25 protein-coding genes are annotated in these 25,436 nt (G+C 58.8%); 13 read left to right on the forward strand and 12 right to left on the reverse strand.

Annotated features, from left to right (window positions below; all coding sequences use genetic code 11):
• Nucleotides 1-65 precede the first annotated feature (65 nt).
• Together ACP15U_RS07645 and ACP15U_RS07650 are read left to right on the forward strand one after the other, a co-directional pair.
• On the forward strand, nt 66-1,355 hold the full coding sequence (locus ACP15U_RS07645) for a glutamine synthetase (protein WP_425044558.1): 1,290 nt from the start codon (nt 66-68) through the stop codon (nt 1,353-1,355).
• 10 nt (nt 1,356-1,365) lie between these two features.
• The gene (locus ACP15U_RS07650) at nt 1,366-1,680 is read left to right on the forward strand and encodes a 2Fe-2S iron-sulfur cluster-binding protein (protein WP_425044559.1); all 315 of its coding nucleotides are present in this window, start codon (nt 1,366-1,368) and stop codon (nt 1,678-1,680) included.
• Nucleotides 1,681-1,730: 50 nt separating this feature from the next.
• On the opposite strand, the gene ACP15U_RS07655 is transcribed toward ACP15U_RS07650, so the two are convergent.
• From ACP15U_RS07655 to ACP15U_RS07665, 3 genes are read right to left on the reverse strand one after another with little or no spacing between them, the layout of a single operon-like run.
• On the reverse strand, nt 1,731-3,089 hold the full coding sequence (locus ACP15U_RS07655) for an aspartate aminotransferase family protein (protein WP_425044560.1): 1,359 nt from the start codon (nt 3,087-3,089) through the stop codon (nt 1,731-1,733).
• A complete protein-coding gene (locus ACP15U_RS07660; RefSeq protein ID WP_425044561.1) occupies nt 3,086-3,748 on the reverse strand; it encodes an HAD-IA family hydrolase in 663 nt (220 codons plus the stop codon). Before ACP15U_RS07660 ends, ACP15U_RS07655 begins: the two co-directional genes overlap by 4 nt.
• Nucleotides 3,745-4,524, reverse strand: coding sequence for an IclR family transcriptional regulator (locus ACP15U_RS07665; RefSeq protein WP_425044562.1), 780 nt, complete (start codon nt 4,522-4,524; stop codon nt 3,745-3,747). Before ACP15U_RS07665 ends, ACP15U_RS07660 begins: the two co-directional genes overlap by 4 nt.
• A 165-nt stretch (nt 4,525-4,689) precedes the next feature.
• Between ACP15U_RS07665 and ACP15U_RS07670 the strand changes: the two genes are divergently transcribed.
• From ACP15U_RS07670 to ACP15U_RS07720, 11 genes are all read left to right on the forward strand, one after another.
• Entirely contained in the window at nt 4,690-5,628 is a 939-nt protein-coding gene (locus ACP15U_RS07670) for a tripartite tricarboxylate transporter substrate-binding protein (RefSeq protein WP_425044563.1), read from the forward strand.
• A 69-nt stretch (nt 5,629-5,697) separates the two neighbouring features.
• Complete coding sequence (locus ACP15U_RS07675) at nt 5,698-6,228, forward strand: tripartite tricarboxylate transporter TctB family protein (RefSeq protein WP_425044564.1); 531 nt, start codon at nt 5,698-5,700, stop codon at nt 6,226-6,228.
• On the forward strand, nt 6,228-7,847 hold the full coding sequence (locus ACP15U_RS07680; protein ID WP_425044565.1) for a tripartite tricarboxylate transporter permease: 1,620 nt from the start codon (nt 6,228-6,230) through the stop codon (nt 7,845-7,847). Before ACP15U_RS07675 ends, ACP15U_RS07680 begins: the two co-directional genes overlap by 1 nt.
• On the forward strand, nt 7,829-9,196 hold the full coding sequence (locus ACP15U_RS07685; RefSeq protein ID WP_425044670.1) for an aldehyde dehydrogenase family protein: 1,368 nt from the start codon (nt 7,829-7,831) through the stop codon (nt 9,194-9,196). Before ACP15U_RS07680 ends, ACP15U_RS07685 begins: the two co-directional genes overlap by 19 nt.
• Before the next feature lie 7 nt (nt 9,197-9,203).
• Nucleotides 9,204-10,436, forward strand: a complete 1,233-nt coding sequence (locus ACP15U_RS07690) for a Tm-1-like ATP-binding domain-containing protein (RefSeq protein ID WP_425044566.1) — start codon at nt 9,204-9,206, stop codon at nt 10,434-10,436.
• 287 nt (nt 10,437-10,723) lie between these two features.
• Complete coding sequence (locus ACP15U_RS07695) at nt 10,724-12,823, forward strand: FAD-dependent oxidoreductase (protein WP_425044567.1); 2,100 nt, start codon at nt 10,724-10,726, stop codon at nt 12,821-12,823.
• The gene (locus ACP15U_RS07700; protein WP_425044568.1) at nt 12,820-13,998 is read left to right on the forward strand and encodes an acetyl-CoA C-acyltransferase; all 1,179 of its coding nucleotides are present in this window, start codon (nt 12,820-12,822) and stop codon (nt 13,996-13,998) included. Before ACP15U_RS07695 ends, ACP15U_RS07700 begins: the two co-directional genes overlap by 4 nt.
• 85 nt (nt 13,999-14,083) lie before the next feature.
• Complete coding sequence (locus ACP15U_RS07705; RefSeq protein WP_425044569.1) at nt 14,084-14,443, forward strand: SnoaL-like domain-containing protein; 360 nt, start codon at nt 14,084-14,086, stop codon at nt 14,441-14,443.
• Between the two features lie 40 nt (nt 14,444-14,483).
• Nucleotides 14,484-15,674 carry an acyl-CoA dehydrogenase family protein gene (locus ACP15U_RS07710; RefSeq protein WP_425044570.1) on the forward strand — a complete coding sequence of 397 codons (1,191 nt, stop codon included), beginning with the start codon at nt 14,484-14,486 and terminating at the stop codon, nt 15,672-15,674.
• A 4-nt stretch (nt 15,675-15,678) separates the two neighbouring features.
• On the forward strand, nt 15,679-16,806 hold the full coding sequence (locus ACP15U_RS07715; protein ID WP_425044571.1) for an acyl-CoA dehydrogenase family protein: 1,128 nt from the start codon (nt 15,679-15,681) through the stop codon (nt 16,804-16,806).
• Nucleotides 16,787-17,212, forward strand: coding sequence for a PaaI family thioesterase (locus tag ACP15U_RS07720; protein WP_425044572.1), 426 nt, complete (start codon nt 16,787-16,789; stop codon nt 17,210-17,212). The genes ACP15U_RS07715 and ACP15U_RS07720 overlap by 20 nt, the downstream gene beginning before the upstream one ends.
• 30 nt (nt 17,213-17,242) lie before the next feature.
• Here the strand turns inward: ACP15U_RS07720 and rpe are convergent, their stop codons facing one another.
• The 9 genes from rpe to ACP15U_RS07765 form a co-directional block, all read right to left on the reverse strand.
• Nucleotides 17,243-17,932: a ribulose-phosphate 3-epimerase gene (rpe, locus tag ACP15U_RS07725; protein ID WP_425044573.1), complete on the reverse strand. Its 690-nt coding sequence runs from the start codon at nt 17,930-17,932 to the stop codon at nt 17,243-17,245.
• 110 nt (nt 17,933-18,042) lie between these two features.
• Nucleotides 18,043-18,726 carry a DUF1045 domain-containing protein gene (locus ACP15U_RS07730; RefSeq protein ID WP_425044574.1) on the reverse strand — a complete coding sequence of 228 codons (684 nt, stop codon included), beginning with the start codon at nt 18,724-18,726 and terminating at the stop codon, nt 18,043-18,045.
• Between the two features lie 53 nt (nt 18,727-18,779).
• A complete protein-coding gene (locus tag ACP15U_RS07735; protein ID WP_425044575.1) occupies nt 18,780-19,256 on the reverse strand; it encodes a class I SAM-dependent methyltransferase in 477 nt (158 codons plus the stop codon).
• Between the two features lie 3 nt (nt 19,257-19,259).
• A complete protein-coding gene (locus ACP15U_RS07740) occupies nt 19,260-20,054 on the reverse strand; it encodes a polysaccharide deacetylase family protein (RefSeq protein ID WP_425044576.1) in 795 nt (264 codons plus the stop codon).
• On the reverse strand, nt 20,051-21,193 hold the full coding sequence (locus tag ACP15U_RS07745; protein WP_425044577.1) for a glycosyltransferase family protein: 1,143 nt from the start codon (nt 21,191-21,193) through the stop codon (nt 20,051-20,053). The genes ACP15U_RS07740 and ACP15U_RS07745 overlap by 4 nt, the downstream gene beginning before the upstream one ends.
• Nucleotides 21,190-21,774 (reverse strand): histidine phosphatase family protein, encoded by a 585-nt coding sequence (locus ACP15U_RS07750; RefSeq protein ID WP_425044578.1) that lies wholly within the window; start codon nt 21,772-21,774, stop codon nt 21,190-21,192. The genes ACP15U_RS07745 and ACP15U_RS07750 overlap by 4 nt, the downstream gene beginning before the upstream one ends.
• On the reverse strand, nt 21,771-22,835 hold the full coding sequence (locus ACP15U_RS07755; RefSeq protein WP_425044579.1) for a glycosyltransferase family 4 protein: 1,065 nt from the start codon (nt 22,833-22,835) through the stop codon (nt 21,771-21,773). Before ACP15U_RS07755 ends, ACP15U_RS07750 begins: the two co-directional genes overlap by 4 nt.
• A 2-nt stretch (nt 22,836-22,837) precedes the next feature.
• Complete coding sequence (locus tag ACP15U_RS07760) at nt 22,838-24,097, reverse strand: glycosyltransferase family 4 protein (protein ID WP_425044580.1); 1,260 nt, start codon at nt 24,095-24,097, stop codon at nt 22,838-22,840.
• On the reverse strand, nt 24,094-25,317 hold the full coding sequence (locus tag ACP15U_RS07765; RefSeq protein WP_425044581.1) for a glycosyltransferase family protein: 1,224 nt from the start codon (nt 25,315-25,317) through the stop codon (nt 24,094-24,096). Before ACP15U_RS07765 ends, ACP15U_RS07760 begins: the two co-directional genes overlap by 4 nt.
• Nucleotides 25,318-25,436: the final 119 nt, after the last annotated feature.

Consider the following 25,436-nt stretch of genomic DNA (forward strand, 5'->3'; position numbering starts at 1 on the left):
GTGAACAGGTTAATGAAGCAAGCCGTAACCGGGAAGGCGGGCGGTCCATTTGGAGGAGTTCGGACATGAAAGACCGCCTACGCGCCCTTTATTGCGACCACCTCAGCGTCATGCGAGGAAAATACCTGCCGAATTCCAAGATTGGCGACGACAGCACCCGGTTCTGTGTCTCGACATTTGGCGTTCATTATGACCGCGATCTGCTTGATGCACCGGGCGCCAAAATGAAACAGGGGTTGCCGGACATGGAGCTGAAATGGCTCCACGACGATATCCGAGACAGCTGGCACGCAGACACAAAGATCGTTCTGGGAGATCTCTACGATGACGAGGGGGAGCGGCTGCCACTCTGTCCGAGGGGAGCATTGCGGCGCGCCGTGAGTGACTGGAAAAAACACGGTCTGGTTCCCAAGGTCGGCATAGAACTTGAGGCATTTGCATTGCAGGCAGATGACAATGGGCGGCTCGTTCCGTATGACGCGCCGGGCGGCGTTGTTTATGGCACGGGTCCGTATTCGGATCCCCTGCGGTTCAACGATCGGATCTGGGCAATGGCGGACGAGATGGGATTCTCGCTCGACATGATTACAGCCGAATTCGATAGTCCGCAGTTCGAATACACGCTCACATTCGATGATGCGATCACGGCAGTGGACGACATCGTTCTGTTCCGTCTCATGGCCCGCGAGATCGCCTTGGAATATGGAATTGTCCTAACTTTCATGCCCAAGCCAATCGCCGAAGCAGGTGGATCGGGGATGCATATCAACTTCTCCTTTTCCGACGAGAGCGGCGGCAATGCCTTGTCGTCGGGGCCAAGAGGCGGACCGGATCACATGAATGACCTTGCGCGGGGCTGCCTCGCCGGATTGTTGCATCATCACAAAGGGCTTGCAGGGCTGATTGCGCCGACCGCCAACTCATACATGCGCCTGCAACCGGGATCCCTTTCGGGTTTTTGGCAAAATTGGGGTGGCGACCATCGGAATGTGACCACCCGGATCAGTTCCGAAGGTGGGGCCAAGGCGCGATTGGAGCACAGGATGGCGGACGCGTCGGCCAACCCATACACGGCTGTTGCTGCCGTGCTGCACGCGGCCCGGCTTGGCGTAGAAAACGGGCATGCACTGCCGCCGATGGAAACCGGGGACGGTTTTGATCGAACAGATGCCAAAGAAGGCACGGCAATCGATCTGAAGGGCGCGGTGGCCGATCTTGAACGTGATACGGTTCTTGCTCAGGCTGTCGGACCTGAACTGGTCGCCAATCATGTGTTTATGAAGCAGAAAGAAGTGCGCAAGACCCGCGATCTTGAAGGCGACGCATTGCGCGATTTCTACGTCTATTCTGTGTAAGGAGTGCCTGATGAAGGTCACCTGGAAATTGCCGGACGGGCGTGAGGTCAGCGCAGAAGTGGACGAAGGTCAGTCTCTGATGGAAGCCGCCGTCGCCAACACCGTTCCTGGCGTGATCGGGGAGTGTGGCGGGTGCCTGAGCTGTGCGACCTGCCACGTTTACGTCGATGCTGCTTGGCTGGATCGAACGGGATCTGTCGAAGACTTCGAAGACGCCATGCTCGACATCGCGGCGGCCGAGCGACGCCCGGAAAGCCGCCTGAGCTGCCAGATCGAAGTGCATCCGGATCTTGACGGGTTGGTGCTCAACGTGCCTGAGATTTGAGTGCCGGCCGCCCGGGGTGAACTCCGGGCGGCGTCTAATCCGAATTGGCTTTAGCCAGCCACCGAGGCAAACCCTTCGTCCAAAGCGGAGAGTATCGTCGACGCGTCATCTTCGGTCAGAATGAGGGGTGGAGACAGCATGATGTTCGGGCCGGATACACGGACCATTGCACCAGCCCGATAGGTTGCCTCCTGAATGGCGCTGATCGTTCCCTTGTCGATCGGGGTCTTGGTGGCCCGGTCGCTGACAAGCTCCATCGCGGTCATCAACCCGTGCCCTCCGCGGACGTCGCCGATCAGATCGTGTTTTTTCTGCAGCTTCCGGAACCCTTCGAACAGCTGGGTGCCTCTCGCGGCCGCGTTTTCGGGAACGTTCAGTTTCTGAGTTTCCTCAAGACAGGCCAATGCGGCTGCGGCACCCACCGGATGGCCAGAATAGGTATAGCCATGACCAATCGCAGCCCGTCCGGTTTGATCCTCTTCAAACACCTGCGCCACCGGTTCAGAAATCATTGCCGCGCCAAACGGGAAATATCCGTTGGTTATGGCTTTGGCAGTGGTCATCATGTCGGGCTGAACGCCCCAGTGCCGGGACCCGGTCCAGCTGCCGGTGCGGCCAAATGCTGTAATGACCTCGTCAGCGATCAGAAGAATGCCGTTCCGGCTGCAGATTTCCCGCACGCCGGGCATGAAGCTTTCATGTGGAGGGATCACGCCGCCCGCGCCGAGAATGGGCTCCATGATGAAGGCCGCGATGGTTCCAGCACCCTGAAACGCGATCTCGTCTTCGAGTGCATTCAGGCACAGCTGGGCGAGTTTCTCCGGATCGGTCTCGTTGAACGGATTGCGATACGTGTAAGGCGCCGGAATGTGATGGCACCCGGCAAGCAACGGCTCGTAGGCTGTGCGGAAATTCGCGTTGCCGTTGATTGATGCGCCGCCGAAATGAGTGCCGTGATACCCTTTCTTGAGGCTCAGGAATTTCACGCGTCCCGTTTCCCCGCGAACATTGTGGTATTGGCGCGCCAGTCGCAGGGCTGTTTCTACGGAATCCGAGCCGCCTGAAGTATAGAACGCCCTGGTCAGGCCATCAGGTTCGAAAAACGCGCGGAGTTCTTCGGCCAGCTGGATTACGGTGTCATTGGTGGTTCCACGAAAGATCGAATAATAGGGCAGCCGATCGAGTTGCGCGGCAATAGCATCCTTGATTGGCTGGCAGGAAAATCCAAGATTTACGTTCCACAGCCCGCCAACGCCATCCACGACCTCATGGCCGACTATATCCGTGATCCGAACCCCGGCGGCGTCGGTTACAATCGTTGGCGGATTCTGCTGGCAATCAGCCGGGTGCGCCATCGGGTGCCACAGCGACCGTGCATTCATTTCCTTTAGGAAGTTGGAGTCTTTCATGAGCTCAGCTCCTCGGTCACGCCCAACATTTGCAGGGCAGTTTGATATCCAGTCGCCGGATCGGCGACGTCGAATTTCACGGTCGGGATTCCCAGTGCGATTGCACCGTCAACATTGCGCTGCTGGTCGTCGACAAATACGCAGGCGTTTGCGGGCAAACCCAACCTGTTCAGACAGGCCTGATAGGCACGCGGATCCGGCTTCAGTATGCCCGAGTAAGTGGCATCCTCGATCACTTCGAACCGCTCTAGAAACGGAAGTTTGTCCCGGAAGTCCGCGCCGTAGAACAGGTCGAGCTCATTTGAAAGGATAGCCAGTCGAATACCGCTGACGGCGGCGGCGTCGATGGCAGCCCGAAATTCCGGCCGGATGACCGCATCAGGATCGGCACCGCGCGCTGCACGCACAAACTGCGCCATTTCGGTCCAGTCCTGACCAATCATCCATCCGACTTCGACGGTGCGGGTGGCGTAATAGTCTCTTTCTGACAGTTTGCCGGCCTGCATGTCCTGCCAGAGCGTGTCTGTTTCCGGCTCGAACGGCCCGCGCCATGTCAAGCTTCCGGGGGGAAGTCCCAGAGCAGCCTCGGTCAGGTCATGTGTTTCGAACAATGTCCGAGTGACGACTCCACCGAAATCGAGGATTAGGGCTCGCGTCATGCGGCTTTCTCCTGCGGGTAGTCTGAAGGGCAGAAACCGCCGATCCGGTGTGTCAAATCCAGAGCCGCAATCTTGACCTCTCTGCGGATCAGGGTCTTCAGATCCGGCGTGATCCGCGCAACCGGCGCTGCGACGGCCAAGGATCCTATCGGTTCCCGGTTCGGGCCAAAGATCGGCGCGGCATGTGAATGCACATCCGCTTCGAACCCGCCAACGGATTCTGCAATTCCAAGAATCCGGGCTTTCGAGATGGCTTCCCGCAATCTCTTTGGGTCGGTTTCGGTCTCGGTCGTATGCCGCGAGAGGGGTTGTGCCAATACATCTTCGACAAATGCGGATGGCGCAAAGGCCAGATAGGCAAGCCCCGATCCGGTCGCATGAAACGATAGGATCTCGGCATCTTCCATCGTAACACGCGTTCCGTGCCGCGGGCTGTAGGCGTGGGTTAATGTGTTGAGCTGCTTTCCGCGAACGAGAGAGACGTGCGCTGTTTCCCCGGTCAGATCACAAAGTTTTTTCAGGATATCCTGAGAGACCGACAGGATTGGCACGGCGGCTTCACGCAGGGCGGCCAGTCGCAAAACCTCGGGGCCAAGCCTGTAGGCACGGTCCGAGCCAACCTGTTCTACAAATCCCTGCGCCTGCAACTCGCTCATCAGGCGATACACGGTTGCCTTGTTCATGCCTGAGAGCCGGGTGATGTCGCTCAACCCGATTTCCAACCGGCCGTGGTTAAAAAGTGTCAGTAAAGACAGGGCTTTGGATACTGTTCCCATCAGGGTTCCCGTCGATTGTCTGCGCCCGTTTGTTGGGCTGTTAATGATTTTCGGCCGCGCCGGTTGCAGAAATTGTTGACAGAAGGCTGGGTGGGGAGTCAATCTATTTTAAACCGATGGTTCATATAGCGAACCAATCACAACCTGCGTCTTAGGGAGGACCGCATGAAACTCACCACCACAATCGCGGGGGCACTTACCGCCGTGGCCATGACCGCCGGAACAGCGTTCGCTGAATATCCGGAAAAGCCAGTCAATTTCATTGTGCCTTGGCCTCCGGGTGACCTTGAAGATGTCCTGACCCGAATGATCGCCGAAGACTTCCAGAAGGAATACGGAGTTGCAGCAGCGGTTGTGAACAAACCAGGCGGTGGCGGCGGGCCCTTCCCGGGGGCGATCGAAGTCGCGAGCGCGCCTGCTGATGGTTACACAATCGGTTCATTCGTGATCGGTGTGCCGGTAATGGGCCACCAGATCGACATCCCACCGCTGACGCCCGAGAAATTCGATCCGCTTGGGATTTTCCTAACCTATCCTTTCGTGATCGCCACAAGCGGCGATGCTCCCTACTCCTCGATGGAAGAATTGGCGGCCTACGCCAAGGAGAACGACGTGGCGCTGGGTCATTTCGGGGATGTCTTGACCCCGACGCAGGTGACAAAGGCCTATGCCAAGAATGCCGGTTTTGACTGGGGTTCGGATGCCGCGTTTGATGCGCTTGACTGCAACACTTTGGCTTCGGGAGATGCGGACGTTATCAATACGACCTTGCAGTTGGTTCTGCCTTGCCTTGACCAGATCAAGGTACTGGTCTCGATCACTGACGAGCGCATTCCGCTGGTCCCTGATGCGCCAACCATTGGTGAGCTTGACGAAAGCCTGAACATTGCACTTTGGAACGGTCTGTTTGTGACCAAGGATACTCCGCAGGACGTGCGCGACAAAATCATTGCCGTTGCAGAAAAGACGGTCATGAGTGAGCGCGCGCAGGCTGTTGCCAAGGAAACCGGAGCTTTGGTTTACTGGCAGAATGCAGGCGACAGCGCGTCCCGTGTCGCCAACGACATCGATACGATGGCCCGTATCGGTCAGTTGCTGCAGTAAGAAGCTTGGCGGGATGGTTCTGATCCGTTCCGCCATATTCCCAGTACCCCCAGCCAAGAGAGCTTTGTCATGCCCTCCGAACGCGAACGCCGTTTCGTCGGACCCCGGCGCGGCCAGTTCATTTTTGCGCTCGCCTTTCTGGCCTTGTCCGCGCTGCTTCTGAGCCAGATCGGGGAGCAGACCAGATGGATGGACAAGACTAAGATGTTTGCACAGCCGCGTTTCTGGCCGGCGATTGGTCTTGGTGGCATGGTGGTAATGGGCGGGTTGCACCTCTATCGGCTGCCGTGGCGCCACAACACACGCTATGACTGGTGGGAAACCCGAAAATGGGCGCGGGTATTGGAATTTGCGCTATGGTTCATGGCTTATGTGATCCTCGTTCCGGTCTTGGGCTACCTTCCTGTCACGCTGATTTTCGTGCCGGCCCTGAGTTGGCGCATGGGTTACCGCAGCCGTGAAATGCTCTGGATCAGTGCGGCGTTTGGTGTTGCAGTGGTTCTGCTCTTCAAAGCGTTCCTGTCCGTCAAAATACCCGGAGGCATAATCTATGAAATCCTGCCCGGGCCGCTTCGCAGTTTCTTTATCCTGTATCTCTGATGGATTTGCTTTTCTCCGCCCTCGAAATCCTGACCCGCTGGGACGTGGCACTGGCTCTTCTGACCGGTTCGGTTGGCGGCGTGCTGATCGGTGCCATTCCCGGTGTCGGCCCAGCCGTGGCCATTGCCATCCTGCTGCCGGCCACCTTTTCCATGGATCCGATTGTCGGCCTGACCGTGCTTTTGGGGATCTATGGATCGTCAATGTATGGCGGTGCCATTCCGGCCATTCTGATCAATACACCCGGAACAGCTGTCAATGCGCTGACCACCTATGACGGCTATCCAATGACCGCGCGCGGAGAGCCCCGAAGGGCGCTGTCATTGGCTTATTCGGCCTCATTCTTTGGCGGTATCTTCTCGGTAATCTGCTTGATCCTGTTTGCGCCGGTTCTGGCCAAGGTCGCACCGATGTTTGGTTCGCGCGAGATCTTCCTCGCCGCTCTGTTGGGCCTCTTGCTGGTGGTCGTTGCCCACCGCGGGCAATCGCTGATAGCGGGCGCACTGGCTTGTTTCGGGATCTTCCTGCAGACCATCGGGCTGGAACCGGTGAAATACACCTCGCGATACACGTTTGATCAGCCTTTCCTGTCGGGCGGGATCAACCTGATCGTCGTTGTGCTGGGGTTGTTCGCCCTGTCGCAGGCCTTTGTGCTTTTGATGGACGACGACGAAAAAGTGCATCTGACCAAGTTGCGTGGCGGTATGTTCCAGGGCCTGCGCGAACTGGCGCGGCATCCCCGGGTCGCAGGTGTTTCGGCATCTTTTGGCGTGGTCATGGGCATGATCCCTGGTGTCGGAGAATTCACGGCCCAGTTCATGTCCTACACATATGCGCAACGAACCTCTAAACGTCCGCAGGATTTCGGCAGCGGATCCTCCGAGGGGCTGATCGCGGCTGAGACGGCCAATAACGCAGTTCCGGCCGCAGCCATGGTTCCGCTGTTGGCGCTCGGCATTCCGGGGGAAGCGCTCACCGCGATGATGCTCTCGGTGTTCTACGTACACAATGTCGTGCCAGGGCCCGGGCTGTTCCAGAACCAGATGGATTTCGTTGTTGCGCTATATCTTGCGCTTCTCATCCTGAATGTTCTGGTTCTCATCTTCCTGTTGTTTGCCACCAAATCGCTGATCCAGGTGGTGCGTATTCCGAACCGGTTCCTCGGGGTCTGTATCCTGACGCTGAGCTTTGTCGGCGTCTACAGCCTGCGAAATTCGGCGACGGATTGCCTGCTGGCTGCTGTCTTTGGGGTGCTGGGCTTCATCCTCAAGCGGTTGTCGATCCCTTCGGTGCCTATCATCCTCGGCATGGTTCTGGGCGGTATTATGGAGGTCAAGCTGCGCGCGGGCATGGCGCGGGTGAAGGAGCCGCTCGACTTTATCGATCGTCCGGTGGCATTCATCCTGTTTCTCATCATTATCGTTGTTCTGGTGGTCCATATCTTCCGCGTGGTGAAGGACCGCAGGGAACTCAAGGAGGCCGAATGGCAGACCAAAAGCTCATCGACGCGCTTCGGCAAACTCCTGTTGCGCCGCAGAAACTCTTTCTTGAAGGATCGTGGCAAAGTGGTTCGGGCACGCCACTCGAAGTTACTTCGCCGATTGACGGAACTCTTCTGACGACGATCGACGGTGCTTCGGAGGCAGACGTAAGCCTCGCAGTTTCTTCAGCGCGGGCCGCATTCGATGATGGGAGGTGGTCGGGGCTGGCTCCTGCGGAGCGCAAGAAAGTGCTGCACCGGATCGCCAACCGGATCGAAGCCGAAGCCCTGGAACTTGCAGTTCTGGGAATTCGGGACAATGGCACCGAGCTGGCAATGGCGCTAAGGGCCGAGCCGGGTTCGGCAGCCGGAACTTTTCGCTACTATGCCGAAGCCCTCGACAAGGTTGCCGGAGAGGTCGCGCCGACTGCGCCCGGAGTTCTGGGCCTGGTGCACCGGGCGCCTGTCGGGGTGGTTGCGGCGATTGTGCCTTGGAATTTTCCGTTGATGATCGGAGCGTGGAAATTGGCACCGGCGTTGGCGATGGGGAATTCCGTGGTGCTGAAGCCGGCGGAAACGGCCTCGCTGAGTTTGTTGAGGTTGGCCGAGATTTGTTCGGAATGCGGCTTGCCGGACGGGGTGCTCAATGTGGTCACCGGATCCGGCGTCGAAACGGGTGCGGCCCTTGCGCATTCCATGGGGGTCGATGTTTTGGCCTTTACCGGATCCGGCGCGACCGGACGCCGATTGCTGGAGGCTTCGGCAGCCTCTAACCTGAAACGGTGTTATCTGGAATTGGGTGGCAAGTCGCCAAACATCGTGTTTGCAGATGCGCCGGATCTGGCTCATGCCGCCAAAGTGTCAGCGGCGGGGATTTTTCGAAACTCTGGCCAGGTCTGCGTCGCTGGATCCCGGCTTCTGGTTGAAGTGTCGGTTCACGACGAGTTTGTCGAAATGCTGAAAGAACAGGCCGAAATGCTACGCGTCGGCGATCCGCTTGATACCGACACCCAGATCGGGGCGGTGAATTCCGAGGATCAGCTGCGACGTAACCTGAGCTTTATGGACAAGGCCGTGTCCGAAGGCGGGAAAGTCGTCACCGGCGGTTTCCGGATCCTGCAGGAAACCGGTGGCAGCTACATGGCGCCTACAATCGTCACTGGTGTTACTCGGGATGCGACCCTTTTCCAGCGCGAGGTGTTTGGGCCAGTTTTGGCGGTTTCGGCGTTCGAGACCGAGGAGGAGGCTTTGAGCCTAGCGAATGGTACCGAGTTCGGTCTGGCGGCGGGGGTGTGGACTTCCAACCTGTCGCGAGCCCACAAAATGGTCGCCGGAATCCGCGCTGGTGTAGTGCATGTCAACACCTATGGCGGTGCCGACAACACCGTGCCGCTCGGAGGTGTCGGACAATCCGGCAACGGCCACGACAAATCGCTTCATGCGCTCGACAAGTATGTCGATCTGAAAACGGCCTGGATACAGCTTTGAGGACAACATGACCGACAAGACCATACTCGTTGCGGGCACCTACGACACCAAGAACGAAGAGCTGGGCTATCTGGCTGGCGTGATCCGGGAACAGGGCGGCGATGTGCTGTCGATGGATGTTAGCGTTCTGGGCGATCCATCAGAACCCGCCGATATCTCCAAACATGATGTGGCCGAGGCAGGTGGAAGTTCAATTCAGGAAGCGATCGACAGCGGTGACGAAAACACCGCGATGCAAATCATGGCCCGAGGCGCCGCGGCTAAGGCGCTGGAACTTTTCCGCGCCGGCCGCATTGACGGAGTCATCGTGCTTGGTGGAACCATGGGGACTGATCTGGCGCTGGATCTGTGTGCAGCCTTACCGGTCGGAGTGCCAAAATATGTTGTTTCCACAGTCTCCTTTTCGCCGCTGATGCCACCTGAGCGCATTGCGGCAGACGTTCAGATGATCCTCTGGGCCGGCGGGCTGTATGGATTGAACTCAATCTGCAAAGCGTCGTTGTCGCAAGCGGCGGGTGCCGTTCTTGGGGCAGCCAGAGCTGTCGAGCCGCCCAAGCGGAAACGCCCCCTGATTGGTATGACCAGCTTTGGGAAGACCGTGCTTCGCTACATGGTCACCCTGAAGCCGGCGCTTGAGGAACGCGGATTCGAGGTTGCCGTGTTCCACGCGACCGGAATGGGTGGGCGGGCTTTTGAAAGCCTGGCGGCCGAAGGTGCATTCGCTGCGGTTTTCGACTTTGCCCCTCAGGAAGTGGCCAACCACATTTTTGGCGGGCTGAGCGCCGGTGCGGATCGAATGACCAATGCAGGTCGTGCAGGAATTCCACAACTTGTTGCCCCGGGGTGCTATGATCTTGTGGATTTTGTCGGCTGGCAGGACACACCTCGCCAGTTGCAAGGACGTCCAACTCATGCACATAACCGCCTGCTAACCTCCGCGGTGTTGGAGCCCGAAGAGAGGCGGCAGGTTGCGCGTGCCATGTGCGAAAAGCTTTCCGGATCAGTTGGCCCCGTTGCCCTGCTTCTTCCCGAAGGCGGGTGCAACGAATGGGATCGGCCGGGTGCGGATTTGCACGATGCTGCCGGACTTGCTGAATTTTGCGGAGAGATCAAAGCCAGTTGCCCGCAGAACGCTTCGCTTCACGTGACGCCGGCCCATATCAACGATCCCGAGTTTTCTGCGCTTGCCTTGTCGATTTTCGATCGTTGGCTGGCAGACGGCACCGTCGGTCGAAAGTGACGACACGTCGTTTTCTCAGCTGGTGGCGTCCGCACCGTTTTTCGCCTTGATCTGAGCAAGGCCCGCTGCCTAGGCTTTCGGCAGGGAGAGTAAATGAGGGTATCGCCGGGCAAGTCAGAGTTTGTCGGGCGAATGTCTTGGAAATCCCGGAACGCGTAAAGTGCTGCCTAAATGCTTTGACTTTTAAGCGCTCTCAGGTATGTCGATTTTGCAATGACCGACCGGTCGGTCGCAAAAAATATAAATGCACCCGACAGCCGGGCAAATGGAAAAGGGGAACGAACCGTATGACCGAAGCAATCGCATACGAGCTGGTAGGTGAGATCGCTGTGTTGGCGGCCAATAACCCGCCGGTCAACGCCTTGGGGCTGTCCGTTCGTCAGGGGCTTCAGGCCGGAATCGAGCGTGCAGAGTCAGAGGGCGCCAAAGCTGTGCTTATCTACGGTACCGGCCGAACCTACTTTGCAGGTGCCGACATCCGTGAGTTTGGAAAACCACCGCAGGCACCCTGGTTGCCCGATCTTTGTGCCCGGATCGAAGCTTCGCCGCTGATTGTTGTTTCCGCTCTGCACGGAACTGCGCTGGGCGGAGGACTCGAAGTTGCACTGTCGTCGCATTACAGGATTGCCGTTCCGTCGGCGCGCGTCGGTTTGCCCGAGGTCCATCTGGGTATTCTTCCCGGCGCGGGTGGCACGCAACGGCTGCCTCGGGTCGCGGGCGTCGAGGCGGCGCTTGACCTGATTACCACCGGTCGACATGTGGGCGCTTCCGAAGCCTTGAAGCTTGGCATTCTCGACAGGATAGAAGAAGGCGAACCGCGCCAGATCGGGCTTGATTACACCCGCGAACTGCTCGACAGCGGTGCACCACGCCGTGCGATCGGGGAAATGCCGGCACCCGCTCCCGTGGATTTTGACAGCGTCTATGCCGAGGTTCTAAAAAAGGGTCGTGGCCAACTGTCCCCGGCAACAGCCGTGCGTGCGGTTCAGGCTGCCTGTGAAGCGGAGAGCTTTGGCGCTGGTATGAAGCGTGAACGTGAGCTGTTTTCGGAACTGATGGATTCGGATCAACGTCAGGGCCTGATCCACGCCTTTTTCTCCGAACGCGCCGTGTCGAAACTGCCGGAACTGGAGGGGGTCGCCCCCCGCACGCTCAAAAAAATCGGTGTCATCGGCGGCGGAACAATGGGGGCCGGTATCGCAACGGCGGCACTGCTGTCAGGGCTGAACGTCACCATGCTCGAGATGAACGACGAGGCAGCTGCCGCAGCCAAAACCCGTATTGGGGGCAATCTGCAAGGGGGGCTGAAGCGGGGCAAGATCTCTCAGCAGCAATTCGATGACCTCACCGAAGAGGCGCTGACGCTTGCGACGGATTATGCGGATCTTGCTTCGGCCGACTTGGTAATCGAGGCCGTTTTCGAGGATATGGAGGTCAAGAAACAGGTCTTTGCCCGACTGGATGAAGTCTGCAAGCCCGGTGCAGTGCTTGCAACAAACACCTCGTATCTCGACGTGAATGAAATCGCGGCTAGCACCCGTCGGCCCGAGGACGTGATCGGGTTGCACTTCTTTTCGCCAGCACATGTGATGAAGCTGCTTGAGGTGGTCGTCGCCGACAAGACAGCCCTTGATGTGGTCGCCACGGGGTTTGCTTTGGGAAAAATGCTCAAGAAGATATCCGTGCGGGCCGGTGTATGCGATGGGTTCATTGGAAACCGGATTCTGGCCACGTACCGAACCGCTGCGGATCATATGGTTCTTGATGGCGCTTCCCCGTTCCAGATTGACAAGGCGTTGACCGATTTCGGTTTTGCCATGGGGCCCTTCGCAGTGGCGGATCTGGCCGGGCTGGATATCGGTTGGGCAGTACGCAAACGCAAGCGGTCCGAAGGGCTGGATCCGCGCGCTCGTGACAGCTCATACGCCGACAAGATCTGTGAGGCTGGAAATTTCGGGCAGAAAACGGGCAAAGGGTATTACGTTTACGAGAAGGGCAAGAGAGGCGGAACGCCGAATGCCGAAGTGACCAGCCTGATCGAAGCTGAACGCACCGAAAAAGGCATTACCCCACGGGAGTTTTCGGATGATGAGATCGTGCGCCGCTACATGGCAGCGATGGTTAACGAGGCGGCCAAGGTCGTAGGGGAGGCGATTGCCCGCCGCCCGCTGGATGTCGATATGACACTGCTGTTCGGCTACGGATTTCCTCGCTATCGCGGCGGCCCACTGAAATGGGCGGATATCGTCGGGCTGCCCGGCCTGCTGGCCGACATCAAACGCTACGCGTCCGAAGACGACTATTTCTGGCAACCCGCCCCACTTCTGGAACAACTGGTGGCCGAGGGCCGCAGCTTTGATGACCTCAACAAGGAGTCTTCGAAATGAAACAAGCGGTTATCGTGTCTGCCGCCCGCACTGGGTTGGCAAAGTCTTTCCGGGGTTCGTTCAATGTCACCCACGGTGCAACGATGGGCGGGCACGCGGTTTCTTCGGCGGTGGCACGCGCTGGGCTTGATGGCTCGGAAGTCGAAGATTGCATCATCGGGTGCGGATTTCCCGAAGGCGAGACAGGGGCCAATATCGGGCGACAGATTGCAATACGCGCCGGCCTTCCGGTGACCGCCTCGGGTATGACGGTGAACCGGTTCTGTTCTTCCGGCCTTCAGACCATTGCTCTTGCCGCGCAGGCGATCACCGAGGGGGGATCGGGGCCGATGGTGGCAGGCGGGGTCGAGAGTATCTCGATGGTGCAGCCCAAGACCCGACCGGCGCCGGAGGCATGGATTCAGGAACACAAGCCGGCAATCTACATGGCGATGATTGAAACCGCAGATATCGTGGCGGGACGCTATGGGATCAGTCGCGAGGCGCAGGACGAATACGGTCTTCGCTCGCAGATGCGGATCGCAGCTGCACAGGCCGCCGGAAAGTTCGATGACGAAATTGCTCCGATGGAGGCGACGATGGCCGTCAAGGACAAGGAAACCGGCGACATCACGATGAAGAACGTCACTGTTGATCGTGACGAGTGCAACAGGCCTACAACAACACTTGAGGGTCTAGCAGGTCTTGAACCAGTGCGGGGAGAGGGAAATTTCGTCACCGCGGGCAATGCGAGCCAGTTGTCCGACGGAGCTGCAGCGGTCGTTCTGATGGACAGCAAAGAGGCTGAGAAGCGGGGGCTGGAGCCAATGGGTGCCTTCAAAGGCTTCTGCGTCGCCGGATGCGAACCTGACGAAATGGGGATCGGCCCGGTTTTTGCCGTTCCGCGCCTGCTGGAACGCCATGGGCTTGGTGTCGACGATATCGACCTCTGGGAGCTGAACGAGGCGTTTGCCAGTCAGGCGCTCTACTGCAGGGACCGCCTTGGGATCGACGACGACAAGTGCAACGTCAATGGCGGTTCGATTGCAATTGGTCACCCGTTTGGCATGACCGGTGCCCGGATGACGGGGCACCTGATGCGCGAGGGCAAGCGTCGCGACGCAAAACTTGGCGTTGTCACAATGTGTATTGGCGGTGGCATGGGCGCGGCGGGATTGTTCGAAATCTACTCCTGAAACTGTGAAGACCGCGGTTCTTTCCCGAATCGCGGTCTTGTGTCAGCATAAGAACATTATGTGAACATAGTGAGTGGAGGAACTGATGACACCGAAAGAAATCGCCGCCGAACTGGTCGCTGGCTGCCGCGAGGATCGCACCAAGGAAAATCTTGATCTGCTTTACTCCGACAATGCCGTGTCGGTCGAAGCGCAGGACATGGGGCAGGGTCGCGAGAGCAAGGGTCTCGATGCCATCAAAGCGAAACATGACTGGTGGGAAAACGCCATGGAGTATCTCGGAGGCACCGTCAGTGAGCCAATGATGCACGGAGATGACCGCTTTGCCGTGATCTTTCGCCTAAAGGCACGGGAACGGGCAACCGGCGAGGAAACCGAAATGGAAGAAGTCGGGATCTACACGATTGCCGGTGGAAAGATCGTACGCGAAGAATTCTACTACTGACCGGCATCCCGGCGCGGATGCCTGACCGGAAAGGGGAAGCATGGACCTGAACTATTCACCGGAGGAGCAGGCGTTCCGCGCCGAAGTGCGGGAATTTCTGGATACCGATTTGCCCGTTGAGCTTGCCGATCGAGTGCGGCTTGGCAAACCGATCGAAAAATCCGGCCACGATGAGTGGCATGCGATTTTGAATGCGCGGGGCTGGTTGGCACCAAACTGGCCCCGCGAGTTTGGTGGCTGCGAGTGGAACGCCGTTCAACGGCACATCTTCGAAGAAGAATGCTGCCGTGCGCACGCGCCGCGTATCGTTCCGTTCGGGTTGTCGATGTTGGGTCCGGTGCTGCAGAAATTTGGCTCAAAGGCTCAACAGCAACACTATCTGCCGCGAATCATGAGCGGGGAGGATTGGTGGTGCCAAGGGTATTCCGAACCAGGCGCCGGTTCTGACCTGGCCTCGTTGAAAACCCGCGCTGTGCGTGAAGGCGATCATTATGTGGTCAACGGCCAGAAGACGTGGACAACGTTGGGTCAGTACGCCAACTGGATTTTCTGTCTTGTACGCACGGACCCGGATGCCAAGCAACAGGAAGGCATTTCGTTTCTTTTAATCGATATGGACACGCCCGGGATCGAAGTGCGCCCGATAATCCTGCTGGATGGCACCCACGAAGTGAACGAGGTCTGGTTTACCGACGTGAAAGTGCCGATCGAAAACCTGGTGGGCGAAGAGAACAAGGGTTGGACTTATGCCAAGTACCTGCTGACCCATGAACGAACCAACATCGCCGGAGTCGGGTTCTCACGTGCCGGGTTGGAGGCAGTCAGGCGCATGGCCCGGGCAGAAACTGCCAACGGCCGGCCGTTGCTCGAAAACCCGCATTTTGCCGCGCGTATGGCCAAGGTGGAAATCGACCTGATGGCCATGTCGACAACGAACCTGCGGATCATTTCGATGGCAGCGTCGGGGCAGGCTCCGGGCGTTGAAAGCTCGATGCTGAAGGTAAAGGGAACCATCATCCGGCAAGAGATCAACGATCTCGCGCGACGTGCCGTCGGACCATATGCGATGCCGTTCGCCTCCGAGGCGATCGAGGGGGATAACGATCCGATCGGTCCGGATTATGCAGGCCCGGTTGCTGCTCAATATTTTAACAATCGAAAACTCTCGATCTTTGGCGGGTCGAATGAAATCCAGCGCGGCATCATTGCCAAGGTAAAGATGGGAGGCTGATCGGATGGATTTCAAACTGACTGAAGAACGCCAAATGTTGCAGGATAGCCTGCGCCGCTTCCTGTCCGATCGATATACGACACAGATCCGCAACGAGATTATCGACAGCCCCGAAGGCCAAAGTGCCTCGGTCTGGTCCGATCTTGCCGATCTTGGCGTGATCGGTGCCCTGTTTTCCGAAGAGGATGGCGGTTTCGGCGGCAGCGGGTTCGATATTGCCACTGTGTTCGAGGAACTGGGTCGTGCGGGTGTGGTGGAACCCTTTCTCGATACGGCCCTGCTATGCGGCGGGCTGATCGCCGAATTGGGCTCTGCGGAACAGAAGAAACTTGTCGATGAGGTGATTTCCGGGACACTTCAGCTTGCCTTGGCGCATGGCGAGCCCGCTGCACGATACGATCTAAGCCGCGTCGAAGCCCGCGTGCTTGTCGACGGGGATCATCTGGTGCTTACCGGTCGAAAGTCGGTGGTCATCAACGCGGAAGCCGCCAAATACCTGATCGTGTCCGCGCGCGAAGACGGAGGCGTTTTTAATGAAGCCGGCATTTCCCTGTTCTTGGTCCCTGCGGCGACGAATGGGGTCACGATGCAAGGATATGGGATGATCAGCGGCGGCCGTGCGGCCGAGGTGGTTTTTGATGGCGTCCGACTGCCCCTGTCCGCTCGGCTTGGAGAGGCGGGGAAAGGCTTTGCTGCGCTGTCCGATCGGGTTGCCGCAGCCAATGTCGCACTTGCGGCGGAAACGGTTGGTGCGATGGAAACTGCCACGGAACTGACCCGCGACTACCTGATGACCCGCAAGCAGTTCGGGCGTCCGATCGGGACGTTTCAGGCATTGGCCCATCGTTTCTCCGACATGCTGATCGAGCTGGAACAGGCGCGCTCCGCAATGATCAACGCCGCTGGAAACCTTGGAAGCGCTGACCAGGCTGTTCAGAACGCCGCAGCCCGCAACCTTGTCGCACGGGTGGGACGGTTGATTGCCGAAGAAGCGATTCAGATGCATGGTGGAATTGCGATGACCCGGGAATATGAACTGGCGCATATTGCCAAGCGCATTGTCATGGCCGAACATCGGTTCGGAGACGCTGATTATCATCTGGAGCGGTTCATTGAATTCAGCGCAGCCTGACGTGCCTAACGAATTGCGGGTCGTCGATGATCCGGGGTGTCAGCAGATGGTTGGATACCGCACCGAGGTGTTCCCCTCGGAAGGTATCTGCCGGGTCAAGCTGGACATCGAACCCCGCCATCTGAACAAGGTGGGCATTCTGCATGGTGGTATTGTCGCGATGCTACTGGATGTCGTCTGCGGCAACGTCGCCGCCATCCATTTTGATCCAGCCGGGCGGTCCCGGCTGGTTACTGTATCGCTTAACACCAATTTTGTCGGCGCTACCAACGAAGGTCGAGTTGAAGCCACCGCAAGTGTCACGGGCGGGGGCAAGACACTTTGCCATGTCGCTGGTGAACTGCAGGACGAGGCCGGAAAAACCCTGGCTACGGCAACAGGTGTCTTCCGCCGGATCAGCGTTTAGACAGGGTCAAAAAGGCACCGTCGCGAAGGTTCAGGCCCAAACACCTTCGGCGGCTTCGCGGATCTGCCGGATGTTGTCTCCATAGACGTCCGGGTTCGCAACGGACCCGCCGCGGAATACTGCTGATCCGGCCACCAGCACGTCTGCGCCAGCTTGCGCAACCAGCGGTGCGGTGGTCGGATCTACTCCGCCATCAATTTCAATATGAATCGGGCGATCGCCGATCATCTCGCGCAGCCGCCGGATTTTGGCTGTCATATCGATGAATTTCTGCCCACCAAAGCCGGGGTTCACGGTCATCACGCAGATCAGATCGGTGAGATCCAGAAGGTGCGAAACAGCCTCGGCAGGGGTTCCGGGGTTCAGCGCCACACCTGCTTTCATTCCCGTCCCGCGAATGGCCTGCAAGGTGCGGTGAATGTGCGGCCCGGCTTCGATGTGCGCTGTCAGAACATCTGCGCCGGCCTCGGCATAGGCGTCGATATAGGGATCGACCGGAGAGATCATCAGGTGCACGTCCATCACCGTTTTGACATGTGGGCGAAAGGCTTTTACGGCGGGGGGACCAAACGTGAGGTTCGGCACAAAATGCCCGTCCATGACATCTACATGGACCCAATCGGCCCCCTGCGCTTCGATTGCCTGGATCTCTTGGCCGAAATTGGCAAAGTCGGCCGATAGGATAGACGGGGCGATCTTGATCTTGCGGTCAAAGCTCATGGTGGCACCTGCATGTGAGAGAGTCGGGGGGGATATAGGTGTTTTCCGCCAGCAAGGATAGAGGGCTGCATGGGCAATCGCGTTCTATCGCCTCGCCGGATCGCATGAGGTTAACCCTGCAGCGTCTCCCGTCGGATCAGATGAAAGCGTCCGTCGATGTCTTCCCCCATCAGGGCAAGGTCGGAAATGGGTATGCTGTCCTGCAACAGCGGTTCCAGATCCGTTCGCAGTTTCTCCCGTACCTGCCGCAGTTCTGGTTTGCCCAGTTTCTCGGTGAGGGTGATATGAAATCTGAAGAGGTCCATGACATGTGGATAACCCCAACGGACAAGATGGCCTTCCTGCCGGGCCGTCAGCCCGGATGCCCGCCGTTTTTCAAGCTCAGAAGGCAATAAAGGCGCGCGGAACCTGTCCAGTTCACGAACGCAGGCTGCGGCGAGGTCTGATATCCCTACGCAATCCCCTGCCGGGCAAAGTGCCAGAAATCGCCCGAGTTTTCTGATTTCGAGCCTTTCGATCATGACCGGCGGCAACGACGTGCAAAGGGCAGAAAACTGATCCTGCAGGCCGGCTGCGCTCTGGTTTTCGGCCAGGCGGAACGGAGGCTTCAACGTGGCGTGAAGCCCGTATCGTCGCGGCGCCTCGGTAATTTTTTTAAGATCCAGTCCATCGGCAGGAGGATGCTCGATGGATCGACCGGTTTCTGCGTCCCATCCGAGCCATGCGATGCAATACCGGACCCATTCTTCGGTCATGTGAGGCAGGTAGTAGACTGCAAAACGCCTGTAGCTCAAAACGCACTCCGCGATGAAAAAGCGATACTCAACCTGTCATCCGGCGGTCGGCCTCAGGCCCGGTAGAACAGGTAACGGTCAGGGGCGATGCTGTCCGGTCCCTTGACCTGCTCAAATCCAACCAGCGGCTGGCCCGAGATCAGGTATCCCCCCGGCACCATGACCTGCGCAATCAGCGGGCTCAGACGCGCGGCTTCTGCGACGTCTTCTTCTTTGATCCCGCGCCCGAAATCATAATGCGCAAGGGCAATTCTGTGGCCGCTTTGCGCGAGTTTCCGAAGCATGGGTTCAGCTTCGCCCTGAAGAAAATCTGCTTCTGGCGGGGTGCAGGACGGATGACATTGAAGCACCCTGTCCATAACCCAAATCCGGCGTGTGGGAAGCGTTTCGCGCAGGTGATCGTAGGTGCGGCCGTTGCCGAGACCCATGTCGAGTACATCACCATCCATTGGGGCGATCCGCTCGGCTGCCCAGTTCAGGCCGTCTCTCTGGGCGGCCAGTCTGCGCAACATTGAATCCAGCCTACTCATTCTCTATTCCTCATCTTGATGCCGTGCGTACCGTGCGGAAGCTTTGAGGGCCGCTGTCGAGGGCAAGGCCCAAGGGCGGACAGGGCCGGCCATCAACCGTTCGAGCACCGCTTCGCTGAACGCCCAAATCTGTTGATCATGGACAAGGTGATGGGTCAACAACCCATATGGCTCGTCGTTGTCTGCTCGCCCGTACCGGCGGTCCTGCAACTGCAAAACCAATTGCTCGACAAGGTGGGCAGGATCGGCAAGGCTGCGGCTTCCGCGCCAGTCGATTGGGTCTAGATGCGTGTTGATCTGCAAAAGGTCGGGCGCAGCAACGGGCGTATTGCGCGGGGTGAACGTAGACACCGCCCGAAATCCCAGATTGCCCAGTCCGGGCAGAATATCATGTGAGATCCGGTTCCACGGTGGTACAAAAATCGGGCAAAGCGCCTTGCCGAACAGGTCCCGCAAGCGGGCAATCCCGGTATGTGCATCGTTCAGCATGGCCTCTGGTGATCTGTGGGGCCCAAACTCCGCCTTTTTCTCATCCTTCGGTGCATGGCTGAAATGAGCCCACCCGTGCACCACCGGTATCATGTGATCGGGTAGGCGATCAGCCAGTTCTTGCCGTGCGTCGCGCGGGATCACGGCAAGATGCACGGGCAGTCCCACCCGATCTGAGAGTGAGATCAGCTGATCAAGCTGTAGCGTCCGATCAACCGCGTCATCATCGCGCCACCAGATCGGCAGCGTCAGCTCGGCTCGGTGCCAAGCTTCTAGTTCGCGTTCCAGTGGGGAGAGGTCGAATGTCATGCCGTTGCCTCCCTTAGCGTCACCGCGATTTCCACCGACCGGATTGCACCGTCGAACTGCAGGGCGGGTGCCGGTGATCGGCCGCTGGCCAGAAGAGTCTCGATCGTTCGGGCGAGACCGTCACCGGTTAGTTCCGAACTTTTCAGGACAGCGAATTGCGGCATGTGGGACAGAGCCGCCGCTCGCAAACCCTGTTCCACTTCCTGGCCATCGTCGAACGGGATCAGGACTGCCGGTGTTCCGGCTTGCAGGAGGTCCAGCATGGTATTGTAGCCGCACATGCTCACCGAGGCCGCGCAATGGTTCAGCATCTGCCGGAAATCCGGCCGGATGCGCTCGATCAATACCGGTGCATCCCCAGCGATCTGTTGCAGCTCTTTGATCCTTTTCGGAGCATCGGATCCACCTACCAGCAGCCTCCAGCGCCGGTCTGAGATTTTCGTGGCGGCGTTGATAGCAGCATGAAAGATCGGCCCTCCGACAGAGCCACCGCCGGCGCTGACCACAATCTCGTTTTTGCCCAGTTTTTCGGGGTGCGGCCCAACAGGGACAGGGGCTACATAGCCGGTGTAGTGCAGCTTGCGTTCCAGTTTTTCTGAAACCGGCCAACTGGCCTGAAGCCGGGTCGCCGTTGGGTCCGAGTGAACAAGGACACCATCATAGTACTGTTCGAGGACGGTATCCGTAACTACCGCCTTTTCCGGCTTCGAAGGAGGGGCAAGAATGTCACGGATCGAGCTTAGGATCAGCGGCGGGCGCGGTTGTTGATGGGCCGCCTGCAGCAGGGAAAGAAACTCCTCTCGCAGAACCCTGCGTCCGAAAGGATAGAGCTCTGTGATCAGGATATCGGGTGCGAAACTCTTGACCGCCGACACCATGCCGATGCGTCTGGCTTCTAGATAGGCCGCGTCCGCCAGAGATCCGCATTCCGTCAACAAGCGGGTGAAGTTCGTGCCGTCGGAACGCAAAGGTGGCAGATTGAGAATATCCAATCCATTGCTGTTCAGTTGTGGGGCAGGCATCCCCCCCGAGACCACCAGAATTTCGTGATCTTGCGCCGCAAAGGCCCGACCCAGCGTAAGTGCGCGGCTTAGGTGGCCGGTCCCCAAAAGATGCGTTACCGCGATCAGCACCTTCACCGGGCAGCCTCCCTGAGCACCAGTCGAACAGGTTCCGGTGCAGGCGTCCAGTTGTCGAGGTCGATGATAAACAGGCGGTTTCGTTTGATCCGAAACGGGGCAGGGCCATCGAAGTGCCAGCCATGTGCGCGGGCAAGAAGCACACGCATGATACCGATATGACAGACGGCGACCGCATCGGTTTTCAGTCCTTCGGCCCAAGGCCGCAATCGGTGCCAGACTTCTTGCGGGCTTTCTCCGTTTGGTGGCCGATAGTCCCAGCCCCAGTCTTCGATATGTCGGTATCCGCTGCCGTTCTGAGCCAGAAGGTCAACGCCGCGCTTGCCTTCCCAATCGCCCCAGTTCATCTCGGTCAGGGCAGGGTCGGTTTTCGGTTTGTGGGCTGCGACCAGCTCCGCGGTTTCACGGGCGCGGGCAAGCGGGCTTGACCACAGCTCTGCCTGCTCCCACGGCACGGGCAACGCGTAGCCCGCCAATTCCTTCCGGGCTTCCGCGTCAAGCGGGATATCGCTTCGGCCCTGAATTTGACCGGCTCGGTTCCATGCGGTGTGACCGTGGCGGAGAAGGGCGAGTTTTGTCATGTCCGGTCCTCTGTCAACGGGCGGCACGCGGCCCAGAATTTGTGAGTAGCGGCAGGGCGCAGGTGCCTTGACGCAACATAATCGCGCGCCATGTCAGACTGCGCCTGACGGCTTTCCAGAATCTTCGAGATGCAGTCGGCAAGACCTTTCGGTCCGGTCTCGGGATCAGGGCAATGACCCGGGCACACGACGTCGCGCACGCCGGGTCGGTCCTGCGCGGCCACGGGAACCCCCGCAGCCTGCGCTTCTAGATAGACCATCCCGTAGGCTTCGTTGACACCGGGCCAGAGAAACAGCGAAGCGCGAGCATAGGCAGCGGTCAGATCCTCCCGATCCAGTTGCCCAAGAAACTTTACCCGGTCTCCGAACCGGCTCAGAAGCGCTTCGACCTGAGAACGCGCCGGTCCGTCGCCCGCGATGTCCAATCTCCAATCGCCGCCGAGCTCCGCCAGGGTGTCGGCAATGATCCGATAGGAGGCGAGCTTGTCGCCTTCACGCATCATCGCAACCGTGAGCATCGCCCCGGTGTCGGTCGAGGGCTCAGGCAGGTCATCGCGAGGCAGGAAAGGCGGCAGATTGACCAAAGTTTGGTTTCCGAACCGATCTCGATCAAGCGTGATGAGGTCGTTTGCCGTGGGATAAAAAATAACATCCGCAGCATCACACGCCTCATGCGCAGCCTTGGCGAAACCTTTCCACGGCCCCTTGAGCCGGCTAGACGCGCGGGTGGACTCGATCTGCACATATGGCCGGCCACGGGCCTTGCAAACCGCTGGGCCAAGCAGGTCAGGTGCCTTGTAATAGTTGTGATATGTGACCCAGATGTCGAAATCCGGAAGCTGGGCGATCAGACGGTTGGCTTCGGTTCTGGCGTCTTCCAGCAAACCTGTCTGAACCGCGGGATCGCCGGCCTTGTCATAGAGCCGAAGTTCGGACACCAGCGAAACCGGGTCCCCTTCAGCTCCGATTGCAGCCATGAGATAGCGTGCCATTTCCCGGTCGCCAGAAGGCACAGGATGGTTGGGGGATTTCATTGGCGCATAGAAGGCGACCCTGGCCATGGTTAGCCCACCCGGCTCAGCCGGGACTGGCACATCGTATCTAGCCGTTGCGACAGTCTCTTGATACCGGGGGGCATTGTGAATTCGCGCACCAGCCTGGCATACGCCGCGTCGGCCATGTCTGCTGCAACAACCGGGTTCCGTGCCATCAAGGCAATTGCATCGGCCAACGCGGCCGGTTCGTCTTTGGAGAGAAGCCCGTGTGACCCGGTTTCGATAAACTCGGGAATTGCCGCGACCGGTGTGGATAGGATCGGAAGCTTTTGGGAGGCTGCCTCCATTAGAACGTTTGGTAGCCCGTCCCTGTCTCCGTCCGAGGCAATTCGGCTGGGCAGGACAAACAGGTCAGCCTTTCGCATGGCGTCTATCACTTCTGGCTGATCGCAGGCGCCCAGCCAGGAGATCCGGTCCGATAATCCGGCGTCTTCCGCCTTTGCTGAAAACGCGGATTTCAATTCCCCACCACCGATATGGGTCCAGCGCCAGTCGAGGTCGGCGGGCAACAGAGAAAATGCTTCTATCAGACGGTCGAAGCCCTTTTTTTCCACAAGCCGTCCGACGGACAACATGTGCAGCGGGGCGTTGACTGAGCGCACTTCGCGATCGGCTGGAGGGGGGAACCGGCTCAGATCCAGGCCGTGGTACACAAGATCAATCCGATCAGGATCGCGTGCGAGTTGGCGCAAATGCGCGGCTCCATAGGCCGTACAGGTCGCACCAAAGCTTGCCCCGTGCGTTGTGGGATCCAGCTTTTCGCGCAACTCCCAGTCCGGCGAAGTCCAGATGTCCTTGGCGTGGGCGGAAAAGCTCCAGGGCAATCCCAGCATAATCGCAGCGTAGCGCGTCACCGAAGACGGCGTATGCAGAAAATGCGCATACAGCCCATGCACGCTATCAGGCAGCTCGGCGGCCAGAACGCAGGCTTGCCCGAACCGACGAATGCGGTTCTGGCTGACATCGCGCGCCAAATCCGCACGCCAGACACGATAGGCCTCGGGATACCCGGGTAAGGTGCCCGCGACTGCGCGCGCGGCCCAAACCCGATCGGGATCTTCGTGCAAATACTCGGGCAAATAGCGCACGCGAGCCTTTAGCTGTTCGTGCAAGGGGTGGCGCTTGGTATCTGTCGGATAGCGCAGCGACCAGATATCGAAATCGTGGCCGGCATCCTCAAGCGCGACAAGCTCCTGAGCGATGAATGTTTCAGACAATCGGGGCCAGCCTTTGACAAGCACGGCAAGCCGGGGCGTGCCGGTGCTCATTGTGCGGCCTGCTGCTGTTGTCCGGAAAGCAGCGCCTCGACGCGGCGTGTTACATAGTCGAGGCCGTCCAGAAGCCCGTCCTGAATTGACTGTGAGGGGAGCGGTTGATCGGGCAAGCCGCGAATGGCCCGGATCATCGCCTCGGGGGCCAGACCGTCGCGCCACTCGTCTATCATACGCACGAGGCCAAGCTCTTCGGCACGTTTGGCCCGGATCCATTGTTCAAGCCTTGGGACGGTTCGGGGTACGATAACCGCGCGCTTGTCAAAGGAAAGCACTTCGCAAAAGGTGTTGTATCCACCCATGCAAACCACGCCCTTTGCACCGGAAAACAGCGTTTCGATCTGGGATTCAAATCCGACGGCCTCCACGCGGCCATTCAGGGCGGCAACGCGGGTTTCGAATTCGACCCGCGTTTCACCGGACAAGAAGGGGCCATAGACAAGGATTGCTCGCGGCGAAAGGCCGGGATCCTGTTCGTATGCGGACAGAACCAGGTCTACCATTGCCTTGCCGTCGCCTCCGCCTCCGGGCGTAACGAGGATGTAAGGATCCCCCGGCGGCTCGTCCGAGGCCGTTAGTTCGCGTTTCAGGTAACCCGTCCAATGCATTCGGGACTGGGACTCGGGGCTAAGTGCCAGCCCGGATGTCGGATCATAGACGGATCGCAAGCCGTAGACCCAGATTTCATCATAGAATTGCTCGGTCGCGTGCAAGGCATCTTTGCGCTCCCATTCGGCGGCCAGAACTTCGGGTTCATCCAATACATCGCGCAGGCCCAGCACAAGCTTTGCCCGCCCGGTCTCGCGTAGCATCTCCAGCGTCGGCAGGAGTTCTCCCCTGAAGCCAGTTGGCTCTTTGTCGACGATCAGCACATCCGGGTCATACTGGCGGGCTGTCGAACGGATCAGTCCGGCCCGCAACTCGGTGACTTCTTCAATTCCCATCCCCATTGTCTGCGAGGCATAGGATCCGTCACTGCGCTTGGTTACGCCGGGAAGACGCACATGATCGACGCGTTGCGGAAAGGTAAAACGGCCAGCCACCGGTGAGCCGGTGAGAATAAGGGCCGATATCTTGGGGTTGGCCCTCGTGATTGCCGTGGCAAGCGCGCGGGAGCGCCGCAGATGACCCAACCCGAACGTGTCGTGGCTGTAAAGCATCACACGAGGGGCGCGTTCTCCGTCCCGAGCGGCAGCCATGTCACCTGCACTATTCATTCTAGCCTCTGTTATCCGGAACGGGCACATTCCCGATCGGAGGTTCCCATGATGCCGCAGGTGATCCCCGCTTTCATTTCAGTCTGCCGATCGACCAAATGAACGCGGATCTGTCTACG

Source organism: Primorskyibacter sp. S87 (assembly GCF_049801055.1).
Classification (GTDB): domain Bacteria; phylum Pseudomonadota; class Alphaproteobacteria; order Rhodobacterales; family Rhodobacteraceae; genus JBNAGF01.